This is a genomic window from Mongoliitalea sp., from assembly GCF_054166905.1.
The window spans coordinates 1-21079 of sequence record NZ_JBSZCK010000029.1 but is presented as its reverse complement, the minus strand read 5'-3'; the positions used below and the strand labels follow the sequence as shown (position 1 = coordinate 21079).

Annotated in this window: 17 protein-coding genes; 10 read left to right on the top strand and 7 right to left on the bottom strand. The window is 40.4% G+C overall.

Annotated elements, in window-relative coordinates:
- Positions 1–570 precede the first annotated feature (570 nt).
- The 4 genes from ACXIUD_RS10945 to ACXIUD_RS10930 are packed head-to-tail and all read left to right on the top strand — an operon-like array spanning position 571 to position 5039.
- Positions 571–1800: a M16 family metallopeptidase gene (locus ACXIUD_RS10945; RefSeq protein ID WP_458052677.1), complete on the top strand. Its 1230-nt coding sequence runs from the start codon at positions 571–573 to the stop codon at positions 1798–1800.
- A 2-nt stretch (positions 1801–1802) separates the two neighbouring features.
- Positions 1803–2447, top strand: a complete 645-nt coding sequence (locus tag ACXIUD_RS10940; protein ID WP_458052676.1) for an O-methyltransferase — start codon at positions 1803–1805, stop codon at positions 2445–2447.
- Positions 2444–4027, top strand: a complete 1584-nt coding sequence (locus ACXIUD_RS10935) for a LysM peptidoglycan-binding domain-containing protein (RefSeq protein ID WP_458052675.1) — start codon at positions 2444–2446, stop codon at positions 4025–4027. The genes ACXIUD_RS10940 and ACXIUD_RS10935 overlap by 4 nt, the downstream gene beginning before the upstream one ends.
- A 52-nt stretch (positions 4028–4079) precedes the next feature.
- Entirely contained in the window at positions 4080–5039 is a 960-nt protein-coding gene (locus ACXIUD_RS10930; RefSeq protein ID WP_458052678.1) for a DUF3078 domain-containing protein, read from the top strand.
- Here the strand turns inward: ACXIUD_RS10930 and ACXIUD_RS10925 are convergent.
- The 3 genes from ACXIUD_RS10925 to ACXIUD_RS10915 form a co-directional block, all read right to left on the bottom strand.
- On the bottom strand, positions 5036–5563 hold the full coding sequence (locus ACXIUD_RS10925; protein WP_458052674.1) for a DNA polymerase III subunit gamma/tau: 528 nt from the start codon (positions 5561–5563) through the stop codon (positions 5036–5038). The two genes, ACXIUD_RS10930 and ACXIUD_RS10925, sit on opposite strands and share 4 nt — an antisense overlap.
- Before the next feature lie 56 nt (positions 5564–5619).
- Positions 5620–6762: a DNA polymerase III subunit gamma/tau gene (locus ACXIUD_RS10920; RefSeq protein WP_458052673.1), complete on the bottom strand. Its 1143-nt coding sequence runs from the start codon at positions 6760–6762 to the stop codon at positions 5620–5622.
- A 90-nt stretch (positions 6763–6852) separates the two neighbouring features.
- Positions 6853–7668, bottom strand: a complete 816-nt coding sequence (locus tag ACXIUD_RS10915; RefSeq protein ID WP_458052672.1) for a DUF481 domain-containing protein — start codon at positions 7666–7668, stop codon at positions 6853–6855.
- 100 nt (positions 7669–7768) lie between these two features.
- Between ACXIUD_RS10915 and ACXIUD_RS10910 the strand changes: the two genes are divergently transcribed.
- The 6 genes from ACXIUD_RS10910 (at position 7769) to ACXIUD_RS10885 (ending at position 16071) form a co-directional block, all read left to right on the top strand.
- Positions 7769–8575: a zinc-dependent peptidase gene (locus ACXIUD_RS10910; RefSeq protein WP_458052671.1), complete on the top strand. Its 807-nt coding sequence runs from the start codon at positions 7769–7771 to the stop codon at positions 8573–8575.
- A 182-nt stretch (positions 8576–8757) separates the two neighbouring features.
- Complete coding sequence (locus tag ACXIUD_RS10905) at positions 8758–10035, top strand: M20/M25/M40 family metallo-hydrolase (protein ID WP_458052670.1); 1278 nt, start codon at positions 8758–8760, stop codon at positions 10033–10035.
- A gap of 262 nt (positions 10036–10297) precedes the next feature.
- Positions 10298–11632: a TlpA family protein disulfide reductase gene (locus ACXIUD_RS10900; protein ID WP_458052669.1), complete on the top strand. Its 1335-nt coding sequence runs from the start codon at positions 10298–10300 to the stop codon at positions 11630–11632.
- 1153 nt (positions 11633–12785) lie between these two features.
- Positions 12786–13238, top strand: a complete 453-nt coding sequence (gene tnpA, locus ACXIUD_RS10895) for an IS200/IS605 family transposase (RefSeq protein WP_458052668.1) — start codon at positions 12786–12788, stop codon at positions 13236–13238.
- A gap of 502 nt (positions 13239–13740) precedes the next feature.
- Complete coding sequence (locus ACXIUD_RS10890) at positions 13741–15075, top strand: TlpA family protein disulfide reductase (protein WP_458052667.1); 1335 nt, start codon at positions 13741–13743, stop codon at positions 15073–15075.
- Between the two features lie 111 nt (positions 15076–15186).
- Positions 15187–16071, top strand: coding sequence for a Fic family protein (locus ACXIUD_RS10885; RefSeq protein WP_458052666.1), 885 nt, complete (start codon positions 15187–15189; stop codon positions 16069–16071).
- 582 nt (positions 16072–16653) lie between these two features.
- On the opposite strand, the gene ACXIUD_RS10880 is transcribed toward ACXIUD_RS10885, so the two are convergent.
- The 4 genes from ACXIUD_RS10880 to ACXIUD_RS10865 form a co-directional block, all read right to left on the bottom strand.
- The gene (locus tag ACXIUD_RS10880; RefSeq protein ID WP_458052665.1) at positions 16654–17028 is read right to left on the bottom strand and encodes a co-chaperone GroES; all 375 of its coding nucleotides are present in this window, start codon (positions 17026–17028) and stop codon (positions 16654–16656) included.
- 537 nt (positions 17029–17565) lie between these two features.
- Positions 17566–19479, bottom strand: coding sequence for a molecular chaperone DnaK (gene dnaK / locus ACXIUD_RS10875; protein WP_458052664.1), 1914 nt, complete (start codon positions 19477–19479; stop codon positions 17566–17568).
- A gap of 178 nt (positions 19480–19657) precedes the next feature.
- Positions 19658–20671, bottom strand: coding sequence for a BF3164 family lipoprotein (locus ACXIUD_RS10870; protein ID WP_458052663.1), 1014 nt, complete (start codon positions 20669–20671; stop codon positions 19658–19660).
- Positions 20672–20790: 119 nt separating this feature from the next.
- Positions 20791–21079 (bottom strand): hypothetical protein (locus ACXIUD_RS10865; RefSeq protein WP_458052662.1); only part of this gene is annotated, 289 nt, incomplete at its 5' end.

Sequence of the window (21079 nt, the reverse complement as noted above, 5' to 3'; positions counted from 1 at the left end):
TTAAAATCCACGGCTATTGATGGGTGTTTTGGTCACAAAATAAACTGAATGAAGATCATAAATGCTAATTCCTTTCGCGGGTTAAAACCCACAGACGAACTTCATTCCCTTTCATAGGACCTGTCCATCATTCTTTACATTTATTCATTATTCGGAGTTCGACGTTCATCATTCGACATTTTTTCTCGCCATACCTGCAAAGGAAACTTACTTCCCACTTTCAAATCTAAAATCTAAAATCTAAGATCTAAAATTTCATCCTTCATCCCTCCTCCTTCATCCTTTCAGTTCATTCCTAATTCCTAATTCCTTGCTTCGACTACGCTCAGCCCAAGCATTCCTAATTTATCAACTGCTCACTGCTCAGCTCACCGTGGTCCGTTGACTATGGACTGTTGACTCCCTCCAACAAATATAATCTATTCTCCCAAATCCCCTTCTCTTGCCAGTAATTCTATTCCAGTGTTGTAATCCCGAAAACACTTTTATTTTTGTAATTGAATCAGTTGCGCTTAGGATTTGTTTCAAGTCTTGGAATCAATTGGTTTCTTTACCATAGAAAAAGTTTGCATGCAGTATAATCTCAAGGAATTGCCCAACGGCATCCGCATCGTGCACCAAGAAGTCACCCATACGCGGATGGTGCATTGTGGTTTTATAGTGAATATCGGAAGTAGGGATGAGTCTAAGGAGGAAGAGGGCTTGGCGCACTTTTGGGAGCACATGGCTTTTAAGGGTACCAAAAAACGAAAGGCTTTTCATATCCTCAATCGCCTAGAGTCCTTGGGCGGAGAGTTGAATGCCTATACCACAAAAGAGAAGATCTGTTTTTACGCTACGACACTAAAGGAACATTTTGGCAAAGCAGCCGAATTACTTTGTGACATTACGTTTAATTCCACCTTCCCTCAAAAGCAAATAGAAAAGGAACGACAGGTGATCTTAGAGGAAATGTCCATGTACAGAGACTCTCCGGATGATTCTATCCAAGATGATTTCGATGCCATGGTTTTTGAAGGTCATGCTTTGGGTAGAAATATTTTGGGAAGGGAGGAGACAGTAAAAAGTTTTTCCCAACAGGATTTTTTTGATTTCATTTCTTCTCGAATGGATACTACCCAGCTTGTTTTTTCTGTTGTGGGAAATATTCCTTTTACAAAGGTTTTGCAGCGAGTTGAGAGTTTCTTGGCAGGAATTCCTGTTAAGAGAAGTCTCTATGTCCGAAGTCCTTTTCTCCAATACAGTCCAGCTGACAAAGTAGTGGAACGCGAAATTACACAGGCCCATTGTGCTATAGGTCAGCCAGCATATTCCTTGTATGACAAGCGAAGGTTTCAGTTATACTTACTCAACAATATCTTGGGTGGCCCAAGTATGAATAGTCGTCTGAATTTGGCTTTGAGGGAAAAGTACGGATACGTATATAGTGTAGAATCTACCTACCAAGCCTATTCGGATACGGGCTTTGTGGGAGTTTTCTTCGGCACCGAACAAAATACAGTAAAAAAGGCCAAAAAATTAGTTTTAAAAGAAATGGAAAAGTTGCGAACCAAGCGATTGGGAACCATGCAGCTTCACATGGCGAAGGAACAGGCGATTGGACAAATGGCGATGGCAGAGGAGAACTATGCTGCATTGATGCTCGTATTTGGTAAAAATTTGTTGGATAAGGGGAAAATTGAATCCTTGGACAGTATCTTTGACCAAATTAGAGGGACGACTGCTGAGGACTTGATGGACATAGCCAATGAGGTCTACGATCCTTATCAGTTGAGTTTCTTACAATATGTACCAGCCTGACTATGGAATTTATTGACGAACGATTATTGGCTTACTGCGAGGACCATACAAGTCCAGAAGATGAGCTATTACTACATATTACCCGAGAGACGCATGCTAAAGTTTTGATGCCGAGGATGCTTTCGGGACATTTGCAGGGGAAGGTATTGGAGCTTTTGGTGAAAATGTTGAGACCTAGAGTCATTCTGGAAATTGGAACCTACACGGGCTATTCCGGATTATGTATGGCTAGAGGGTTAGGTGCTGATGGGAAATTGATTACCTTGGATATCAATGATGAGTTAGAGCCTATGGTCCGTGGATTTTTTGAGCGCTCAGGTTTGGATAATAAAATTGATTATCGCTTGGGAAATGCCTTGGATATCATTCCTACATTAGCAGATAGCTTTGATATGGTATTTATCGATGCCGATAAAGCGAATTATAACAAATATTATGAGTTGGTGATTGATCGTGTCAATCCTGGGGGTATTATTTTGGCAGATAATGTGCTCTGGTCGGGGAAGGTATTGGTCGCACCGGGGCAAAAAATTGACAAGGATACGCAGGCTTTATTGGATTACAATCGAATGGTTCAGGAAGATCCACGTGTGGAGAATGTTTTGCTTCCTATCCGTGATGGACTGATGATGGCCCGAAAATTATGAGAAAGGAATTACAGAAATTTATTTATTGCCTTTTGGTACTGGGCTGGGTATTTCCTGCATCTGCCCAGCAAATCCCCCAAGTGCCTCGGGAGATTACTTTTGCTGATTTGAGAATATTGATCAATGAGCAGGCAAGGAGAGAAATCCAGCTGGATGTAGATGCTTTGTATCGCAATCCAACTTTTTTCCGTGTCAAAGCAGAGCGGGTAGCCCTGTATATGCCGTATGTGGAACGTGAATTGAAAAATGCAGGTGTACCAGAGGATTTTAAATATTTGGTTATTCAAGAGTCGAGTTTAATTCCTGACGCCGTGTCTACTTCCAATGCAGTTGGTTTTTGGCAGTTTAAACAAGGAACAGCCGAGGAGGTTTTCCTACGGGTAGATGCTCAGGTAGATGAACGAAAAAACATTGTTTCCTCTAGTAGAGGGGCTGCTTTGTATGTGAAAAAGCACAATAACTCTTTTGATAATTGGATGTGTGCTTTGGTATCTTATCAAATGGGATTGGGGGGCGCTAGAGCATATTTTGGAAACCAATTCAACGGAAAAAAAGTCATTGAAATTGATCGGAATTCCCATTGGTACTTTAAAAAGTTTTTGGCACACAAGGTAGCATTCGAAGGACGGTGGCAGCTATTTGCCAGCTCTGAGTCCTATTTGGAAGAAACCAGAATTCAGGGGCCCGTAACCTTGAAAGCATTGGCACCAAGACTGGGGGTTACGGAAGAACATTTAAAAGAATATAATAAATGGGCTTCGAAAGGAAGTATACCAGGGGATAAGCCGTATTCCGTTTTTTACATCCGTCAAGGTGGTGCACCTGCTGTTCCTGCGGTCAGAAGAAACACGAGCACTAGCAGTGAGTCTGTGGAGCGGGCTGTTGCTGTGGCAACTTCCACCGAAGCTTTTCCAAAAATCACCGGCAATCAGCAGCAGGCAACCAAACCCAATCAGATTAAGGTAAATGAGTTGGATGGGATACAAGCAGCTGCCAATATGCCTCAAGAAGCGTTGGCAAGACAGGTAGGCTTGAAAGAACGACGCTTGAGAAAAATCAACGATTTGGATAAAGGAGAAAAAATTCAAGAAGGCCAATACTATTATACCGAGCCCAAAAGAGGTACTGCCGAAGCAAAAGAGCATGTCGTGAAACCAGGAGAAACCTTTTGGTCAATCTCTCAAAAGTATGGGATGAAGGTGGCTGCATTGAAAGCGAAAAATAGATTACGGGAAGATAATTCGTTGAGACCTGGAATGATTCTATATTTGCAAGAGCATCGTAAACGTAACGAGGATATTCAATATGTGTCAGCCGGCGAACTGAAACAGCTGATGGAAGGTACTAACCAGCCCTCTAGGCCTTTGGTTCAGCCTCAGCAGCAGGTTCAGACTCCCGCTGTCAGCACACCTACGAATACTTCTCCTGCTCGAAAGACAGTTACCCATACCGTATTGGCTGGAGAAACACTCTTCCGATTAAGTCAACGATATGGAGTTGCTGTGGATGATATCAAAAAATGGAATAATCTAAAAGATAATACCATTCGAGTAGGTCAACGTTTGACGATTTATCAATAATTCTATTCACGCAATCTTCATGAAACGAATTCTCATCGGTTTCTTCTTTTTTATGAGCATTTGCTCAGTACGAGTAGTAGCTCAGGTGGATGACTTATTGAAAGCAGATACCTTATTGATCAGTGGAGACACCATCATCATGATTGGAGACTCCATCATTATCAAGGAAAAACCCAAACCTATATTTTGGAAAAAAGGTGGAAACTTTAATCTGAGCATACAACAAGTGAGTTTGTCAAACTGGAATGCGGGGGGCGCAAGTAATTTGGCATTAAATACCGGTGCAGCGTTATTTGCCAATTATAAAAAGGATGCAATTATTTGGGACTCTAATTTAACAGTCAATGCGGGATTTAACCGCATCTCTGATAGACGCTTTGCTACTCGTAAGACTAACGACAACTTTATATTTATTTCCAAATACGGGCGCGAATTAACTCCTCGATGGTATTTGTCTACACAAATTGATGCCCGGACGCAGCTATTGGCCGGTTATCGATTCTTTAGGCCTGCCGGCGCTGAAGAAGATGCCCGGACTCGCTTGTCTGACTTTTTGGCACCTGCTTATGTGCAATCTTCTACGGGTTTGAACTATCGCCGTCAATACGAGAAAAATAATCGCTTATCTTTGATTGCTTCTCCTTTTACAGGTCGATTTACCATTGTGATGGATGACTCTTTGAGTAATGCAGGTGCTTTTGGTGTGATACCTGGAGAACGTGTATTGGCGGAGGCCGGTCTTTCCTTTAGCTCTCAGACTGATTTCGAAATTATCGAAAATATACGTTGGAGAGCTGACTTAAATCTCTTTACTAACTTCGAGCGGCTCGGGAATTTTGTGGTGAATTTTAACTCGGTCATTTCTATGCGGGTAAACAAGTACATTACCACCCGGATTGAGACAATTTTGATTTATGATGAGCGGGTATTTATTCAGCAGGAATCAGGCCCCCCGAGACAGGCAATACAGCTCCAAAACATGATAAATTTTGGACTGGGGATTGACTTTTAGAAGTCAGTTTCCAGCCCAAATCGTTTTTGTAACTCACCGAGTGCCGGAGATTTTTGTAGCAAAAAACGGAGCTTGTCCGAATTGGTGTAAAGCCGCTGAGCAGAACTTTCTTCATCTTCTTCAACCAATTCAGCAGCTAGGGAAATACTGTAATTGTTGAGTTTTCTACGAAGAATTCCCAAAAGCTCTGGTCTAAGTTTCTGGAAAATCTCTTCCTGAATCTCTCCGTTCAGTTGGAAAATTATTTTTTCACCATCCAACTTCACTTCCTGTTTTAGAACAGTTATTTCTAAGTTTTTATGATTTGATTTGAAGTCTTCGATAATTTCAGAAAGTACATAGTTGAGTTTGGGCAAATCAAAAGTTTCAGCCAATGCAGGAGCCTCTTTGACTTCATTTTTGATGTCTTCTTCTGAGGTTGCTACTGTGGTTGATTGAGGGTTTTCATTAGCAATCACCTGCGCATCTGCAATACTTTTGGGGATAGCAATGGTCTTTTGTACTACTGTTTTTTTGACAGTCATTTGACTGACTGTTTTTACAAGTGCAGGTTTTACTTCAGGGCTGGACTGCTCCTCACTCAGACTTTTTTTTTTGACTCATCTGCTGCTGCCGCTAAGGCAATGGCATGCGGTAACTTAGCCATTTTCATCAAGGCTAATTCTACATGGAGTCGCTGGTTTTTACTACCTTTGTAGTGAATGTCGCATTGATTGCTTATGTTGAGTGCGGATAGTAAAAAGGAAAGGGAAGCAGATGTTGATTGCTCCAAGTAGCGTTTTTTGATTGTTTCAGAAACTTGAATGAGTTGGATCGTAGATTCATCCTTGCAGACCATCAAATCCCGTAGGTGTTCGGACAGTCCCACGATGAAATTGTGACCATCGAAACCTTTTTTCAAGATTTCATCAAAAATCAAGAGCACTTTAGCGATACTTCCTTCCAATAAGGCATCTATTACTTTGAAGTAGTAGTCATAATCCAAGATATGAAGGTTGCTGATCGTTTCCTGATAGGTCAGTTTGTTGCCTGCTGAGTAGGTGACTATCAAGTCAAAAATAGAAAGGGCATCTCTTAAAGCTCCATCAGCCTTGGTTGCGATCAATCTCAAGGCCTCTTCCTCAGCTTCGATTTTTTCTGCACCTGCAATGTATTGCAAGTGTTCAGCCATATCATTGATTTGGATACGGTTGAAATCAAATATCTGACAACGGGAAAGAATGGTCGGGATGATTTTATGCTTTTCGGTAGTAGCCAAGATGAAAATGGCGTAGCTAGGAGGCTCCTCCAAGGTTTTCAAAAACGCATTGAAGGCCTGATTGGATAGCATGTGAACCTCATCTATGATATAGACCTTGTATTGACCCTGCTGAGGTGCATACCGAACCTGATCTACGAGGTTACGAATATCATCTACCGAGTTATTAGATGCAGCATCCAATTCGTGGATGTTGAAGGAAGCATTGTTATTGAATGCTTTGCAAGAATCACAGGTATTGCAAGCTTCAAATTCAGCTGTTTTGTTTTGACAGTTGATCGTTTTGGCCAAAATACGCGCACATGTAGTTTTGCCAACCCCTCTTGGGCCACAAAACAGAAATGCCTGCGCCAAATGGTTATTTTTGATCGCATTTTTAAGTGTAGTGGTAATATGGCTTTGCCCCACCACACTTTTGAAATTGGAAGGTCTATACTTTCTAGCTGAAACAACAAAATTTTCCATCAGCGCAAGATATAAAATTATTGCAAGTTGCTGGAAGCTTTGGCCTGCAATAATCATTATTTTTTTACTAAACCGCTATCAGCTACTCAATTAAAAATCAAAGGAAATTCCCGTTCGAAAATTGAAAATAAATGGAGTAATAGGTACGATAGGGTTATCCTCATAGGAGAACTCAAAAGAATTGGTAAATGAGAACAACTCTGTGATTTTTGTATTTAAATTGATATTGCCCGATAGGCGGTTCCTGAGGGAACTGATATCGCTGTCATAACCCGTTTGGAAATAAATTACCGTATTTAAATCTACAAAATCATTGATAGATTGTCGCAGGGAAAGATAATTAGCACTTTTGATAAAGTTTACATTAATAAATTCTTCATTCACGGGATGCTGCCAAGTTTCCCATTCTTTCAGTGCACCGATTCCGATTACAAAGGTACTTTTGGTCGTATTGATCAGTCTATTTCGCCACGTTCCTCCGATAATCCAACGAGGAGCCAATCCTCTAAAATTATCAAAGGAATATTGAGTGTAGGCCTCCACATGGGACTTACTATCCCTGTTAAAAACCACCCGCCCATGGACTAGTCCAAAGTTTAGAAAGTCGGAGTCGTTGATTCTCAAATAGTCGAATTTTGTGACAAATATGAAGGCGTGTTTACCAGGCTGGTACAAAGAATTGATATCCAGATTATACCCGAATAGATTTACTGGGTCTTCTACGGAAGCACTTCGATTAAAAACGTTTAACCCTCCAGTGGCTTTGGCAATAAAATTTTTAGTGCTGTCTTTTTGGAGGCGATAACGTTCGATATTTAGGATTTGTCCGCTTACTTGATTGGTAAAAAAGGAGCTTAGAAGAATGACAACAAATGAAAGGGAGTTGATTTTTTTTAGAAATCGCAAAATGTAGTTGGGTTTTAATGAAATGAATTAAAGATGTAAAAATCCGTATTTTTAAAATTTTCTGAGTTTATTTCAAAAAAAAACCACAAATTTTAGACCAATGTTTCTTTTTTCCTTGCTTTTGGATATTGCAGAGTGGCTGTATGTAGGCTATAAAAGTGTAAAGTACAAGGTGCTGGGGATTCAATTGAGCGAAGAACAAAAGGGTTTTTTAAATCGCTTTTTCCCCTATTATGCGGGCCTTTCAATGGATCATCAAAAAGAGTTTGAAGAGCGGGTATTTTTCTTTTTGGATCAGAAAAAATTCATCCCCCGTGGAGAACTCAAGGAAATTCCTCCAAAAGTCAGGCTGTTGATTGCTGCAACTGCTGTGAAAGTCTCTTTTGGTTTTCGGGACTTTCGATTTGAGCATTTTAATAAGGTTTTGGTTTACCCCGATTCCTATTACTCCACCATCAATCAGCAATATCATTTTGGTGAAGTGAATCCCAAATTGGGGATCATCGTTTTGAGTATGATCAATTTTTTGGAAGGGGTAGGGGATCCTGTCTCTGGTAGAAACTTGGGAATCCATGAGATGGCCCATGCCTTGAAATTGGAAAATCAAATTCACTACAATATAGGTAGCGTGGTATTCAACCCAACCCGCTGGAGGCAGTATGCAGAACATGCCTATGCCCAAATGGAAAAAATCTCTAAAGGAGAGGAATACAGTATTTTTCGAGCATATGCTGGGACGAATAAACACGAGTTTTTTGCTGTTGCTCTCGAGCTGTTTTTTGAAAAATCCGCTGAATTGAAGACCTATAATCCAGAGCTTTATCAGTCTTTGGTCTATTTGCTGAAGCAGGATCCGATGGTGTTGGTTGGGAGAGAAGCTAGCCCTTCGACAGGCTTAGGTACCTGAATTAGAAGCGAGAGAGAGGCGAGAGGCGAGAAGCAGGAGATAAGGGATGAAGGATGAAGGCGGAAGGATGAAAACAATGAACAATGAAAAGTGAACAGTGTGAGTGAGAAATGAAAATTTAACAAGCGGTTTTGGACTGTAAATATTTATGTTCAATTTCAAGGCATAAAATCGTCCTTATCATGAATCGAATTCTTGGTCTAACGCTGTTAGCATTTCTACATACTTCTTTCCTTTTTGCACAGAAAATTGAGCCTGTCTACACACAGCGTGTAGAGCAATTGGTGAAGGATTCCCGCATTCAGCAAGCTTTTTCCTACATCCGCCAAATTGACAAACAGACCATTGCGGATATGATTACCCTTACGGAAATCCCTTCGCCATCCTTTCATGAAGCTGAAAAAGGGAAGGTATTCAAAGAAATGCTTCGCCAATCCGGAGCTGACGAGGTGTGGACGGATAAGGTGGGTAATGTGATTGCTTTGAGAAAAGGGACAAACTCCTCGAAAACCATCTTGGTTGAAGGCCATTTAGATACCGTTTTTCCTTTTGGCACGGATGTGACAGTCAGGCAAAAGGGGGATACCTTATTTGCTCCTGGTATTTCTGATGCTAACCGTGCTTTAGCAGTAGTCATTGCATTACTGAAGACCATGAACGATCAAGATATCCGTACTACACATGATATTTGGTTTGCAGGCACAGTGGGTGAGGAAGGATTGGGAGATTTATTGGGAATGAAGCACTTGTTTAGAGAAGGGGCACCCAAAATCGATGCCCACATTGCCATCGATGGTGGTGCGGTGGAGGATATTGTCAACGGGGGTATAGGTTCGCTGCGGTACAAAGTGACCTTCAAAGGAAGTGGTGGTCATTCGTATGGGGCATTTGGAATTGGGAATCCTCATAATGCCCTAGCTCAGGCAGTTTCAGCATTTATTCCACAAGCGGATGCCTTTACCAAAGCAGGTCCAAAAACTACCTACAGTGTTTCTGTTTTAGGAGGAGGTACTTCCGTCAATTCTATTCCATTTGAATCCTTTATGTTGGTGGATATGCGATCTGAAAGTCAGGAAAAGCTTCAAGGTATCAATCAGCTGTTTTTGAAAGCCATGGAAGAGGGCTTACAAAAGGAAAATGCCATCATTCGAAGAGGTACTCCCTTGACTATGGAGGTGGAAAAAGTAGGCGATAGACCCTCAGGTATGGCAGATCCTAGTTCGGAGCTTATCCAACAGGTAATGGCTACCGCCAAATTCCTTTCAGGAAAGGCTCCCATTCTCAGCGCAGGTTCAACCAATGCGAATATTGCTTTTCCCAAAGGAATTCCAGCCGTGACAATTGGTCGTGGTGGCATAGGTGGGGGAGTTCATAGCTTAGATGAATTTTGGATTAATAAAGATGGGTACTTGGCCATTCAGCAAGCATTATTAGTGATTTTAATGCAAGGAGGGTACTAAGGAAGGGCTTGCGGAAAGCGCAGAACACACGGAAAAAAAATGAAAGAAAAGGTAGGCAACGCCTACCTTTTTGTTTAATCGAATGGATAGGATTTATGGTTTTCGGTAATCCATACGAAAGATTTTAGAGTTTCTGTTTTTTTGGGGTTGCAGGTAACTATTTTTAAAGGTAACTTTAATGAGTTTAGCACGTATGGATTTTGTTGTCAGGTGTTTTTACCAAACTAGATAGTTGAGTTCTTTTACCCTTAATCGGATGTTGATGAAGAAAAATGTTGTACTCATTACTTTGTTTTTTTTGACTTTTTCAATGACTGCAAATGCTCAGTCAATTTTAAAAGCCATTCGCTTATCGAATTCCCTGGATAAGTTATGGGAGAAGGGAAAGATTGACAAGGCAGTCAAAAATTCTGTGGAGTTGTATAGTATAGACCAGGATATGTTTGCCCAAAGAATCCATGCTGATTTAGCACAAAAAATCAAGAAACAAAACAATCAAATTGGATTGAATTATTTGGAGCAATTATATGCATTGGATGATGTCGCCATCAATCAACTGATTGAGCCAATTTTGTTCTGGAGCAGATCCTTGCCGACTAGTGATTCTGAGGATTTAGCAGGCATACAGCAAGAGTTGATTCAAATGCAAAAGGAATATCAACCAGACATTTCCAAGTCAGAGTTGTATGTTCTACTTGTTTTGCAAGATTTAATCAAAAAAGAGGCAATCGATCAAGCTACAGTCGAAGCAATTTTAGAAAAGAATATCAAGAGACTAACTTCCGATCCTTGGATTCATGAAATCCCATCGGACCGTAAAAATGGGCAGAACCGGGCATGGAAGCGGTATATGTTGGCTAGTAGTTATGACTTTTTATTTTCCCATGTGGCACCTGAGGAAGAGTATTTGGCTAAGGCGGCCGAGTACAGTCCTGATTTATCCGATCAAGCGAATTTTACGGCCTATTTTTACGATGCTGTTCTACTAACTGGTAATGGAAAAGATATCGGATTTAAGTCCAAGTATCAGGAGTTTTTGTCTATTCATAAGCAAGAGAAAGTAACTTTTGAAATGTTGGCTGAACTGACATTTACGGAGCCAACAGACGCTCATATGACTTCCTTGAGAGAGTTTTACGAAAGCTCGAGAAAGGAGGAGTCTTTTGAACAGTATTGGGGCAATTTTATCCATAGTAAGGGAAGACCGATTCCAAGAGTCCGTATCCCTTTCGATTCCGAGGTATTGGATTTTGCCAAATCATCGGATTCTTGGACCTATGTATATGTGTGGGGCACTTGGTGCGGTCCTTGTGTCAAAGACTTACCAAAACTACAGGATTTTTATGCCAAAAATCTCGAAAGGGAAGATGGAAAGTTGAGAATTTACACCCTTTCTTTCGGATCGAAAAATCTTCAGGCTTTCATGAAGAAAAATGGCTATGACTTTCCTGTCTCTGAGATTACGTATGATATGACCGAAGTTCTAGGAATCCAAGGTTACCCGACCAAAATCTTGATTTCTCCGGATGGAAATTATGTGATTATCCCCTTTGGGTTTGATTGGCAAAGTTATCTGAGGAATTATGTGTTGCTCTAGATAGCTGGTGTTAGTGCTGCCCCTTCAGGGCAGTCCTAGAGGAGTCTGCACTTGGTCCACGGGTCAAGACCCGTGGTTACTATTTTGTTGCCCTTTCAGGGCAGGGTATAGGAGTTGTTGTTGTCTATCCACAGGTATCGACCCACGGATACTTTTTTTTGCCCTTTCAGGGCAGGGTTAGCGAGAATAGGGGCTGATCTACGTGTCTTTACACGCGGTTATTGTTTTGCTGCCCTATCAGATCTACGGAGTTTAGATTGCCCGCCCAAAGGTCTTGCCTGTAGTTACTGTTTTGCTGTCCTTTCAGGGCAGGGTGAAGCTAGTGGATTTTCCATTATTCTGAGTTAAGATTCAGTTTGTGTATACTTATTAATTTTCTGAATTTGAGGAAAAGTGAAGATGACATTGAGTAAGCGGAAGAGCACTACAACCATGGTAATTTTGGGCTAAGAACCCTTGGAAAGGGTTCCACAATAGTAACCATGGGTTTTCAAAACCCATGGTGCAGGATGATATTAAGTACAGGCCAAGCCTGAAGGGCTTGTATTATCAATTGATTTTTAGAGGATATCTTCATCAGCTTGGTTGATGCTGCTGCCCCTTCAGGGCAGACCAGTTGGGGTTGGACTTGATCCACGGGTCGAGACCCGTGGTTACTGTTTTATTGCCCTTTCAGGGCAGGAGAAGGAAAGGTTAACTTATAGTGAGTATGTTGTACTAACCTTTAAGTGCTAAGAACCCTTGAAAAGGGTTCCACAATAGTAACCATGGGTTTTCAAAACCCATGGTGCAGGATGATATTAAGTACAGGCCAAGCCTGAAGGGCTTGTATTATCTGTTGATTTTGAGAGAATATCTCTATTAAATTGGCTGATGCTGCTGCCCCTTAAGGGCAGACCAATTGGGAGTTGCGCTTTATCCACGGGTCAAGACCCGTGGTTATTGTTTTAATGCCCTTTCAGGGCATGGTGTAGGAGTTGCAATTGCTTGTCTAAGGATAAAAATCCGTGGTTTTGCCTTTTGATGGTATTTGGTAGAGAGCTAGACAAGGTTTAACAATATTAAAATATCTTACTGAAATTAAGTATTTAATTTCAATAAGTTTTTTGGGGCTCAATAGTCTGGGGCCTATTTTAGGTAAAAAAATTCAACTATGAGTTCATACAGACAAAACTTCTATCATATTATCATTGGAACAAAATCCAATGAACGTGTAATTCCAGACAAATTTTGTCTAGACTTATACAGATATATCTGGGGGTTTACGAAAAATAAAAACTGTAAACTTTATCAAATCAACGGAACAGAGGACCATGTTCATATTTTAACAGACATTCACCCAAGTATATGTTTGGTTGATTTTATAAAAGGATTAAAAAGAGCAGCAGGAGACTGGTTGAAAGAGCATCCAGAAATTAAAAATTTCAAAGGATGGCGGAGTGGATATGGGAGTTTTACCGTAAGTTTTAAAGAGAAATCAGCGGTCATCCATTACATTAAAAATCAAAAAATACATCATCGGAAAGAGTCTTTCTATGATGAATACAAAAGATTATTAGAAGAACATGGAGTTGCATTTGATGAAAAGTATATGTTGGGGGATTGAATATAATGCCTAGTTGTAGTGCTACCCCTTCAGGGCAGGTAGAGAATAAAGACTGGCTTGGTCCACGGGTCAAGACCCACGGTTACTGTTTTGTTGCCCTTTCAGGGCAGGGTGTAGAGTTGTGGTTGCCTATCCACAGGTCTCGCCCACGGATACTTTTGTTGCCCTTTCAGGGCAGTGTTAGCGAGAATAGGGACTAATCTAGGAGTCTTTACCTGCGGTTATTGTTTTGCTGCCCTATCAGGGCTAAGGAGTTGAGATTGCCTGCCCAAAGGTCTTGTCCGTGGTCACTGTTTTGCTGTCCTTTCAGGGCAGGACATGGTGTTCAATCGAGTAAATAGTGGATTTTTAACGTGTTAGGATAGTCAGTATAAATTTGTCAGTCGTGGCAACTTGGTATTCCAAATAGCTTTTTGCATCAAAACTCAGCTATTTCATATTAACCAATTTCAAGTAATCACGTATAAATTTTTGTTTTTAGGTAATCAATATTGTTGTATGTATGGTAAGACTAATACTTGTTTGCATCTTTTTGGCTACTTCTCAGGTATGTTGGAGTCAGACTTTTAAGCAAATTGCTAAAACCTCAGCTTCAGTTGAGCGTGCTTGGGAAAAAGGCCAAACCGAGAAGGCAATAAAAAAATCCGAGGAGTTGTATGAGCAACGTGAGAGCTTTTTCTACAGTACCATGCACGATAGGTTAGTTAGGTTGATCCAACAAGATGAAAATAGGTATTGGAGGGATTATTTGGGAGCCCTACGGGAAAAGGCTGATGCCAATCAACAAGAAGCATTGGCACCGCTTTATTTATGGGCCCGGGCTGTTGCAGAACAAGACGAAGAAGAATATGCCTTGATCCGGGAAGATTTGCTCAGGCTGCAGGAAGAAAATTTTCATAAATACGCGAAGGTAGAACGGTATGCTCAATTGACACTACAGGAATTAGTGAAGAAAAATGCTGCATCGGAGGACTTTAGAAAACAAGTTGTAGCAAACAATATTGCTCGGCTGGAAGCCTATCCGTATCTGATTGACATACCGGAAGATTATTTGGAATACACAACACGGGCGTCCAATCGTTTTCTTGTTGCTTATTCATACGATTATCTTTTTTCAGATATAGAGGAAAAAGAAGAGTTTTTAAAGAAAGCAGCTGAATTTAGCCCTGATGAATTGGATGAACTAAATAGCTATGGCGCTTATCATGACGCCTTGCTTTTAACAGGATTCAATGGGATACATGTAGGTTTTAGGAGTAAATATCAAGCATACCGGGTGGAAAACAGTGGTGATAGTGATTCCATCGAATTGTTGGCAGAATTTGCTTTTATGCAGCCAACAGATGATAATCTCAAAGCCTTGAAAGAACGATTTTCAAGTAAACACGGGGAAAATGCATCGTTTGAAATATTTTGGAGAGAATTTATTAACAGCAAGGCAATAGACCTTCCACAGCTGAGTATTCCATTTGGAGATGAAGTATTAGAATTAGCCTCACCAAAAGAACATTGGAGTTACGTATATGTATGGGGAACTTGGTGTGTCCCATGTGTGAAAGATCTGCCAAATTTCCAGCCCTTTTATGCCAATAACTTACTCAACTCTACAAGCAATCTCAATATATACACGCTGTCTTATATGTCTCGGAACTTGATGGGATTTATGAAAAAAAATAAATACACCTTTCCTGTAAGTGAAATCTCCAGTGAGTTGAAGGATACCTTGGGTATTACGAAATATCCCACAAAAATGCTGATTACCCCTGAAGGGAAGTTTATCGAATTGCCGATGGACGTAGATTGGCAGACTTCTTTGAGGAATTATGTGTTGTTTTAATGATTTTTTGAGAAAAATTCCCACACTGTCAATTGCCTACAACGGCAATAATTCCCGATAATTCTTTATATTTGGTAAGTTATTTGCCGATATCGGCAAATAAATACCAATATGTTATATTTATCAGTCAATGAATTTGCCAAGTTAAATAAGCTATCCCCAAGGACGGTAAGGCATTATTGTGCTAATGGAAAAATTAAGGGAGCTTTTTTGACGGGGAAAACCTGGAATATCCCGGAGGATTCAAAAATCACATTCATGAAAAGGAAAAGTAGTGATACTTTACTTGATGTCCTAAGGGAACAAAAGGAAATGAAGTTGAAAGGAGGGATTTATCACAAGGTGCAAGTAGAATTGACCTATAACTCTAACAGGATAGAGGGAAGTAAACTTACCCAAGATCAGACACGGTTTATTTTTGAGACCAATACCATTGGAGCATTTTCAGAAAGTATCAATGTGGATGATATCATTGAAACAACGAATCACTTCAGATGTATTGATTTAGTGATTGAAAAGGCACATATGAAGTTATCTGAGTCTTTTATCAAACAACTCCACTTTTTTCTTAAAACAGGCACTTCGGATAGCAGGAAGGATTGGTTCAATGTTGGGGAATACAAGCGGCTTCCTAACGAAGTTGGAGGGAACGAAACCTGTCCACCAAAGGAGGTTGCTGCTAGGATGAGCAATCTACTCCAATCGTATCATAGAAAATCAAAAAAAACGATTGAAGACATCATCAGCTTTCATTATGAATTTGAGATGATACATCCCTTTCAAGATGGAAATGGAAGAGTTGGAAGGTTGATTATGTTAAAGGAATGTTTGGCTAATCAAGTGGTGCCTTTTATTATTGACGAAAACCTTAAGTTTTTTTATTACCGTGGACTTCAAGAATGGCCCCAGATCAGAAAATTTTTGATGGATACCTGTTTAACTGCTCAGGATAATTTTAAAGCGATGTTGGATTATTTCGAAATCCGATATCAGTAAGGGCTTCTCGCAGAAAGCGCGGAATTCACAGAAAAATGTAGGAGTAGAGACACCTTGCTACAATTATGTTGCCTTTGCAAATGAGGATTTGGTATTGATTTGCTGAATTAGTCCCACGTTATTTTTTTGTAGCTGCGGGGGGAATAAATAAATCCCGTAGGGGATTAAATATTTCCCTTATCTATTCCCCGAATTTGTAAATTTCGAATAGGGTGGCGTATAAATGGGAATTAGGGGGCATTTTTTCATTCCTAATTCCTCATTCTTAATTTTCAATTCTTCAATATTTGCTTCAACTCCTCACATGCTAACTGTTCATTGTTCATTTCTCCTTCAATGCCGGGGATTAAAATCCACGGCTATTGATGCGTGTATGCTTTAAGAATTCAAACAAATTTTATCCCCAAAAAATCAATTAAAGTCGTGGGTTAAAACCCACAGACGGATTTAATCCCCACTAATTCATCCTTCATCCTTCAACCTTCATCCCTTCAACTCCGCTCAACACAAGCACTGTTCATTGCAACACAAGCACTGTTCATTGCTCACTGTTCACTGTTCACTGCCCACTTCTCACTGTGTTCACAGTTCCTCTTCCCTTTCCAGCATCAGTATGGAATGCTGGGGTACGATATAGTATTTTTCGCCTTCATACATAACCTCATAGCTGCCATTGAGCAGAAAGATGGCCAAATCTCCTTCCTTAGCCTGCAAAGGAATATACTTAATACTTTCCTCTCTGTCTTTCCAAGGTTCATCATCTTCTACCGGGGCAGGGATAGGATATCCTGGACCTGTTTTGATGATGTAGCCTTGTTGAATCTTCTCCTTTTCCTGTACGCCCGGTGGCAAGTACAGCCCAGTGGAAGTTCGCTCATCTGATTTTTTCAACTTAATCAATACCCGATCACCTACGATGATGAGTTTTTTTAATTTATTATCAGCAGTCAGTTTCATGAGTAGTATTATTAACGATATGTTGTTTAGAACCAAGAATCAAGATGCAAGAAACAAGAGGGTGTTGTAGAAGCGAGAGACGAGAAGCGAGAAGCGAGAAAAAGACGAGAATCGAAAAACTGGAAATGGACATAGTGTACCAAGTACTAAGTACAAAGAACCAAGTAGGGATTCGCGTGATAGAAGCGAGAAGCGAGAGATAAAGAAACTAGACTCGGATGTATTCGTATTGAATATACTCGATTTTTTTAGGAATGATCTTATTATTGACATGCCCCTAATATTTCGCCGAACTTGTGCTGAGCTTGTCGAAGTAGGCCATATATCAATTTATTTCGCGCACTTGTGCTGAGCTTGTCGAAGCAAGCATATTTCACTCTCTAACCCCCAAGATTTCTCGCTATACATCTTTTCATCCTTCATCCTTCATCCCTCCTCCTTATTTTTCTAATCTCTCGCCTCTAACCTCTCGCTTCTACAAAAAAAGGCATCCATAGTCTCGCTACAGATGCCGTTTTTTGTTGGTTTAGATGTGAATTATTTTTTGTCTTCGGAAACCTCTTCGTAATCTACATCCGATACACCGTCACCGGCATTGCCAGCATTGGCACCTGCATCAGGGCCTGGCTGAGCGCCTGCACCTTGAGTGGCATTGTAGATTTCCTGAGAAGCAGCTTCCCAAGCTTTATTCAAGTTTTCCATAGCAGCATCAATACCAGCTAAATCCTGAGACTGATGAGATGATTTCAAGGCCTCCAAAGCAGAAGAGATATTCGCTTTGTTGCCATCTGACAACTTGTCTCCATACTCTTTCAATTGCTTTTCTGTCTGGAATACCAAACTGTCAGCCTGATTCAACTTCTCGATTTTCTCTTTTTCAGCTTTGTCAGCAGCAGCATTGGCTTCTGCCTCACGCTTCATGCGCTCAATATCATCTTGAGATAAGCCTGAAGATGCTTCAATTTTGATTTTCTGCTCTTTGCCTGTTCCCTTATCTTTAGCAGACACATTCAAGATACCGTTGGCATCGATGTCGAAGGTAACTTCGATTTGAGGTACACCTCTTGGTGCTGGTGGGATATCAGAAAGCTGGAATCTACCGATGCTTCTGTTATCTTTTGCCATTGGACGCTCTCCTTGCAAAACGTGGATATCTACTGCAGGCTGATTGTCAGCGGCTGTGGAGAATACTTCAGATTTTTTGGAAGGAATAGTAGTATTGGCTTCGATGAGTTTGGTGAATACACCACCCATCGTTTCAATACCTAAGGACAATGGTGTTACATCTAGTAACAAGACATCTTTCACCTCACCTGTCAATACACCACCTTGAATAGCAGCACCAATTGCTACAACCTCATCCGGGTTTACACCTTTGGAAGGTTTTTTGCCGAAGAATTTTTCAACTTCCTCCTGGATTTTTGGGATTCGTGTAGAACCACCTACCAAGATAACTTCGTCGATTTCAGAAGCGGAAAGACCTGCATCTTGAAGCGCCTTCTTACAAGGCTCCATGGATCTTCTTACCAAGTCCTCAGACAACGATTCAAATTTTGCTCTTGAAAGTGTTCTTACCAAGTGCTTAGGACCGGTCTGCGTAGCTGTGATGTATGGAAGGTTGATTTCTGTAGAAGCTGAACTTGACAATTCAATCTTTGCTTTTTCAGAAGCTTCTTTCAAGCGCTGTAAGGCCATCGGGTCCAATCTCAAGTCGATTTGCTCTTCAGACTTGAATTCCTCAGCCAACCAGTTCATGATTACTTGATCAAAGTCATCACCACCGAGGTGTACATCACCGTTGGTAGATTTTACTTCGAATACACCGTCACCTAATTCCAAGATAGAAATATCGAATGTACCACCACCAAGGTCATACACAGCGATTTTCATGTCCTGATTTTTCTTGTCCATCCCGTAAGCCAAAGCTGCTGCTGTAGGCTCGTTGATGATTCTTTTTACTTCCAAACCAGCAATCTGACCAGCTTCTTTGGTTGCTTGTCTTTCTGCATCGTTGAAGTAAGCAGGTACGGTGATAACGGCTTCTGTTACTGTTTGGCCTAAGAAATCTTCTGCTGTAGACTTCATTTTCTGAAGAATCATGGCAGAAAGCTCTTGAGGAGTGTAGGAACGATCACCGATTTTTACGGCAACCGTGTCATTTGAGCCTTGCTCTACCTTGTAAGAAGCGTGTTTTTTCTCTTCAGAAACTTCGGAGAACTTCTTACCCATAAATCTTTTGACAGAAGAGATTGTGTTGGCAGGGTTGGTGATGGCCTGACGCTTCGCAGGGTCACCTACTTTTCTTTCACCATTTCCATTGTCCAAGAAAGCGACGATGGAAGGAGTAGTTCTTCTACCTTCTGAGTTTTGGATTACTACAGGTTCGTTACCTTCCATTACGGCAACGCAGGAGTTGGTAGTACCCAAGTCAATACCTATGATTTTTCCCATGATATATGTATGTCTTAATTGATTACAAATTGTTTACATTGCCTCTGAATCAATGCATGTGCCAAGGAGATTTTGAGGAAAAATCACGTCAGATTGGCAGAAAGCGATGACAGAATTTATCAAAAGTTATGACAACAGGTAAGAAAATGGGATATATTCTGACAGGTGGAGGTGTGTTTCAGTACTTAAATACTATGATTCCGGGTTCTCTATCGGTAGAAGTGCCGTAGATTTTTCTTTGTTGTTCGTCAACTGTAATATTCAAAACCGCTTGATCTAGAATAAAGCGCCTAAGAGGTTTACCATCAAAATCAAGCACGAAAATATTTTTCACGTCAACTTCTCCGTCACTTTCCTCTCTCGAAGATCCAAAGTAAGCAAGAAAAATTTCCTTTTCTCCAACAAAGCCGGTGTTGTAGTTTAAAATCGTAGTGTTGAAGTCTGGAATGATTTCTTGTTGTCCACGGCTTTTTATGAGTTTATAATCAGGATAATAGTCCAAAGGTCCAATGACAGTTTTCTTTGTTCCTTGATTCAAGTCAATTATTTCGATTCGGTCTACATATATACTTGGTAATACAAAAATACCTTTCTTGGCATTTCCCACTAAGTCTCCTTGGTGGAGATCTGCTATCAAGTAAGGGTCATAACTTAGCTTTGGCATCACTTCTGCCCATTTACCAATCTTTTGCTTGATATGACCCAGTGAGTCAAATACTACAAACTGATCTTCGCCATTGATCATCCTTCCTATAAATACCTTGTGGTCGACTTTACGAAGACTTGTTGCTAAATACCAGTTTTCATTTTGTTTAACTACATCGGTGTACAGCTGCTTAGGAGTTGTATCATTCAAGTCATAGGCTGCAAACAGTTTTCCAGTATTGGAATAAACCCAAAACATGTTTTCATCAACCCCAGGGTCAATATTCCACACTCCGGGGATTTCTCCAGGTCCCCAGCCGATCTGCCCAATCTCATGTTCATAAGTCATTGATTTTATGTCTACTTTATGTAAGATTGATATTCCAGATCGATCTGAAATGATCAACTTACCATTTTTGAATAGAATCCTAGAAGGTTTAAGGATATCGGGGAAAAAATATTTTTTTCCATTTAATGTTTTAGTTTCATGGAAATCTGCTAGTTTGAATTTAGGTATTTCATTAGTTTCATGTTTTTTGCAAGACATGCAAAAAGCAAGTATTGTCAAAAATGATAGTATTATTTTGTGTTTTTTCATAGCAATTAAATAGTCTGACCCTTTCAAAGGGTCAGACTAAAACTGTTTAAAAATTTTTGATAGCCTGATTATGAACAAGTTTTAATTCCAGTTCTTTTAACAGAATTTTCATAATCAGGGAAACCAAACCGGTCTGGACAACTTATATTAGAATTTACCTGACAACAAATCCAAGTACCTTCTCCTTCACCAGGATCTATCGACGCTTGAGAATACCCTTTTCCAACAGGAAAATACGCCATTGCTGCAATCAAAGCAGCTGAGAAAATGAACTTCTTCATGTGAAATAAATTTTGATAATGATAAAAAACTGGCCAGTAAGACTTCACTCGAAATCCTGCTACTAAATTATTATTA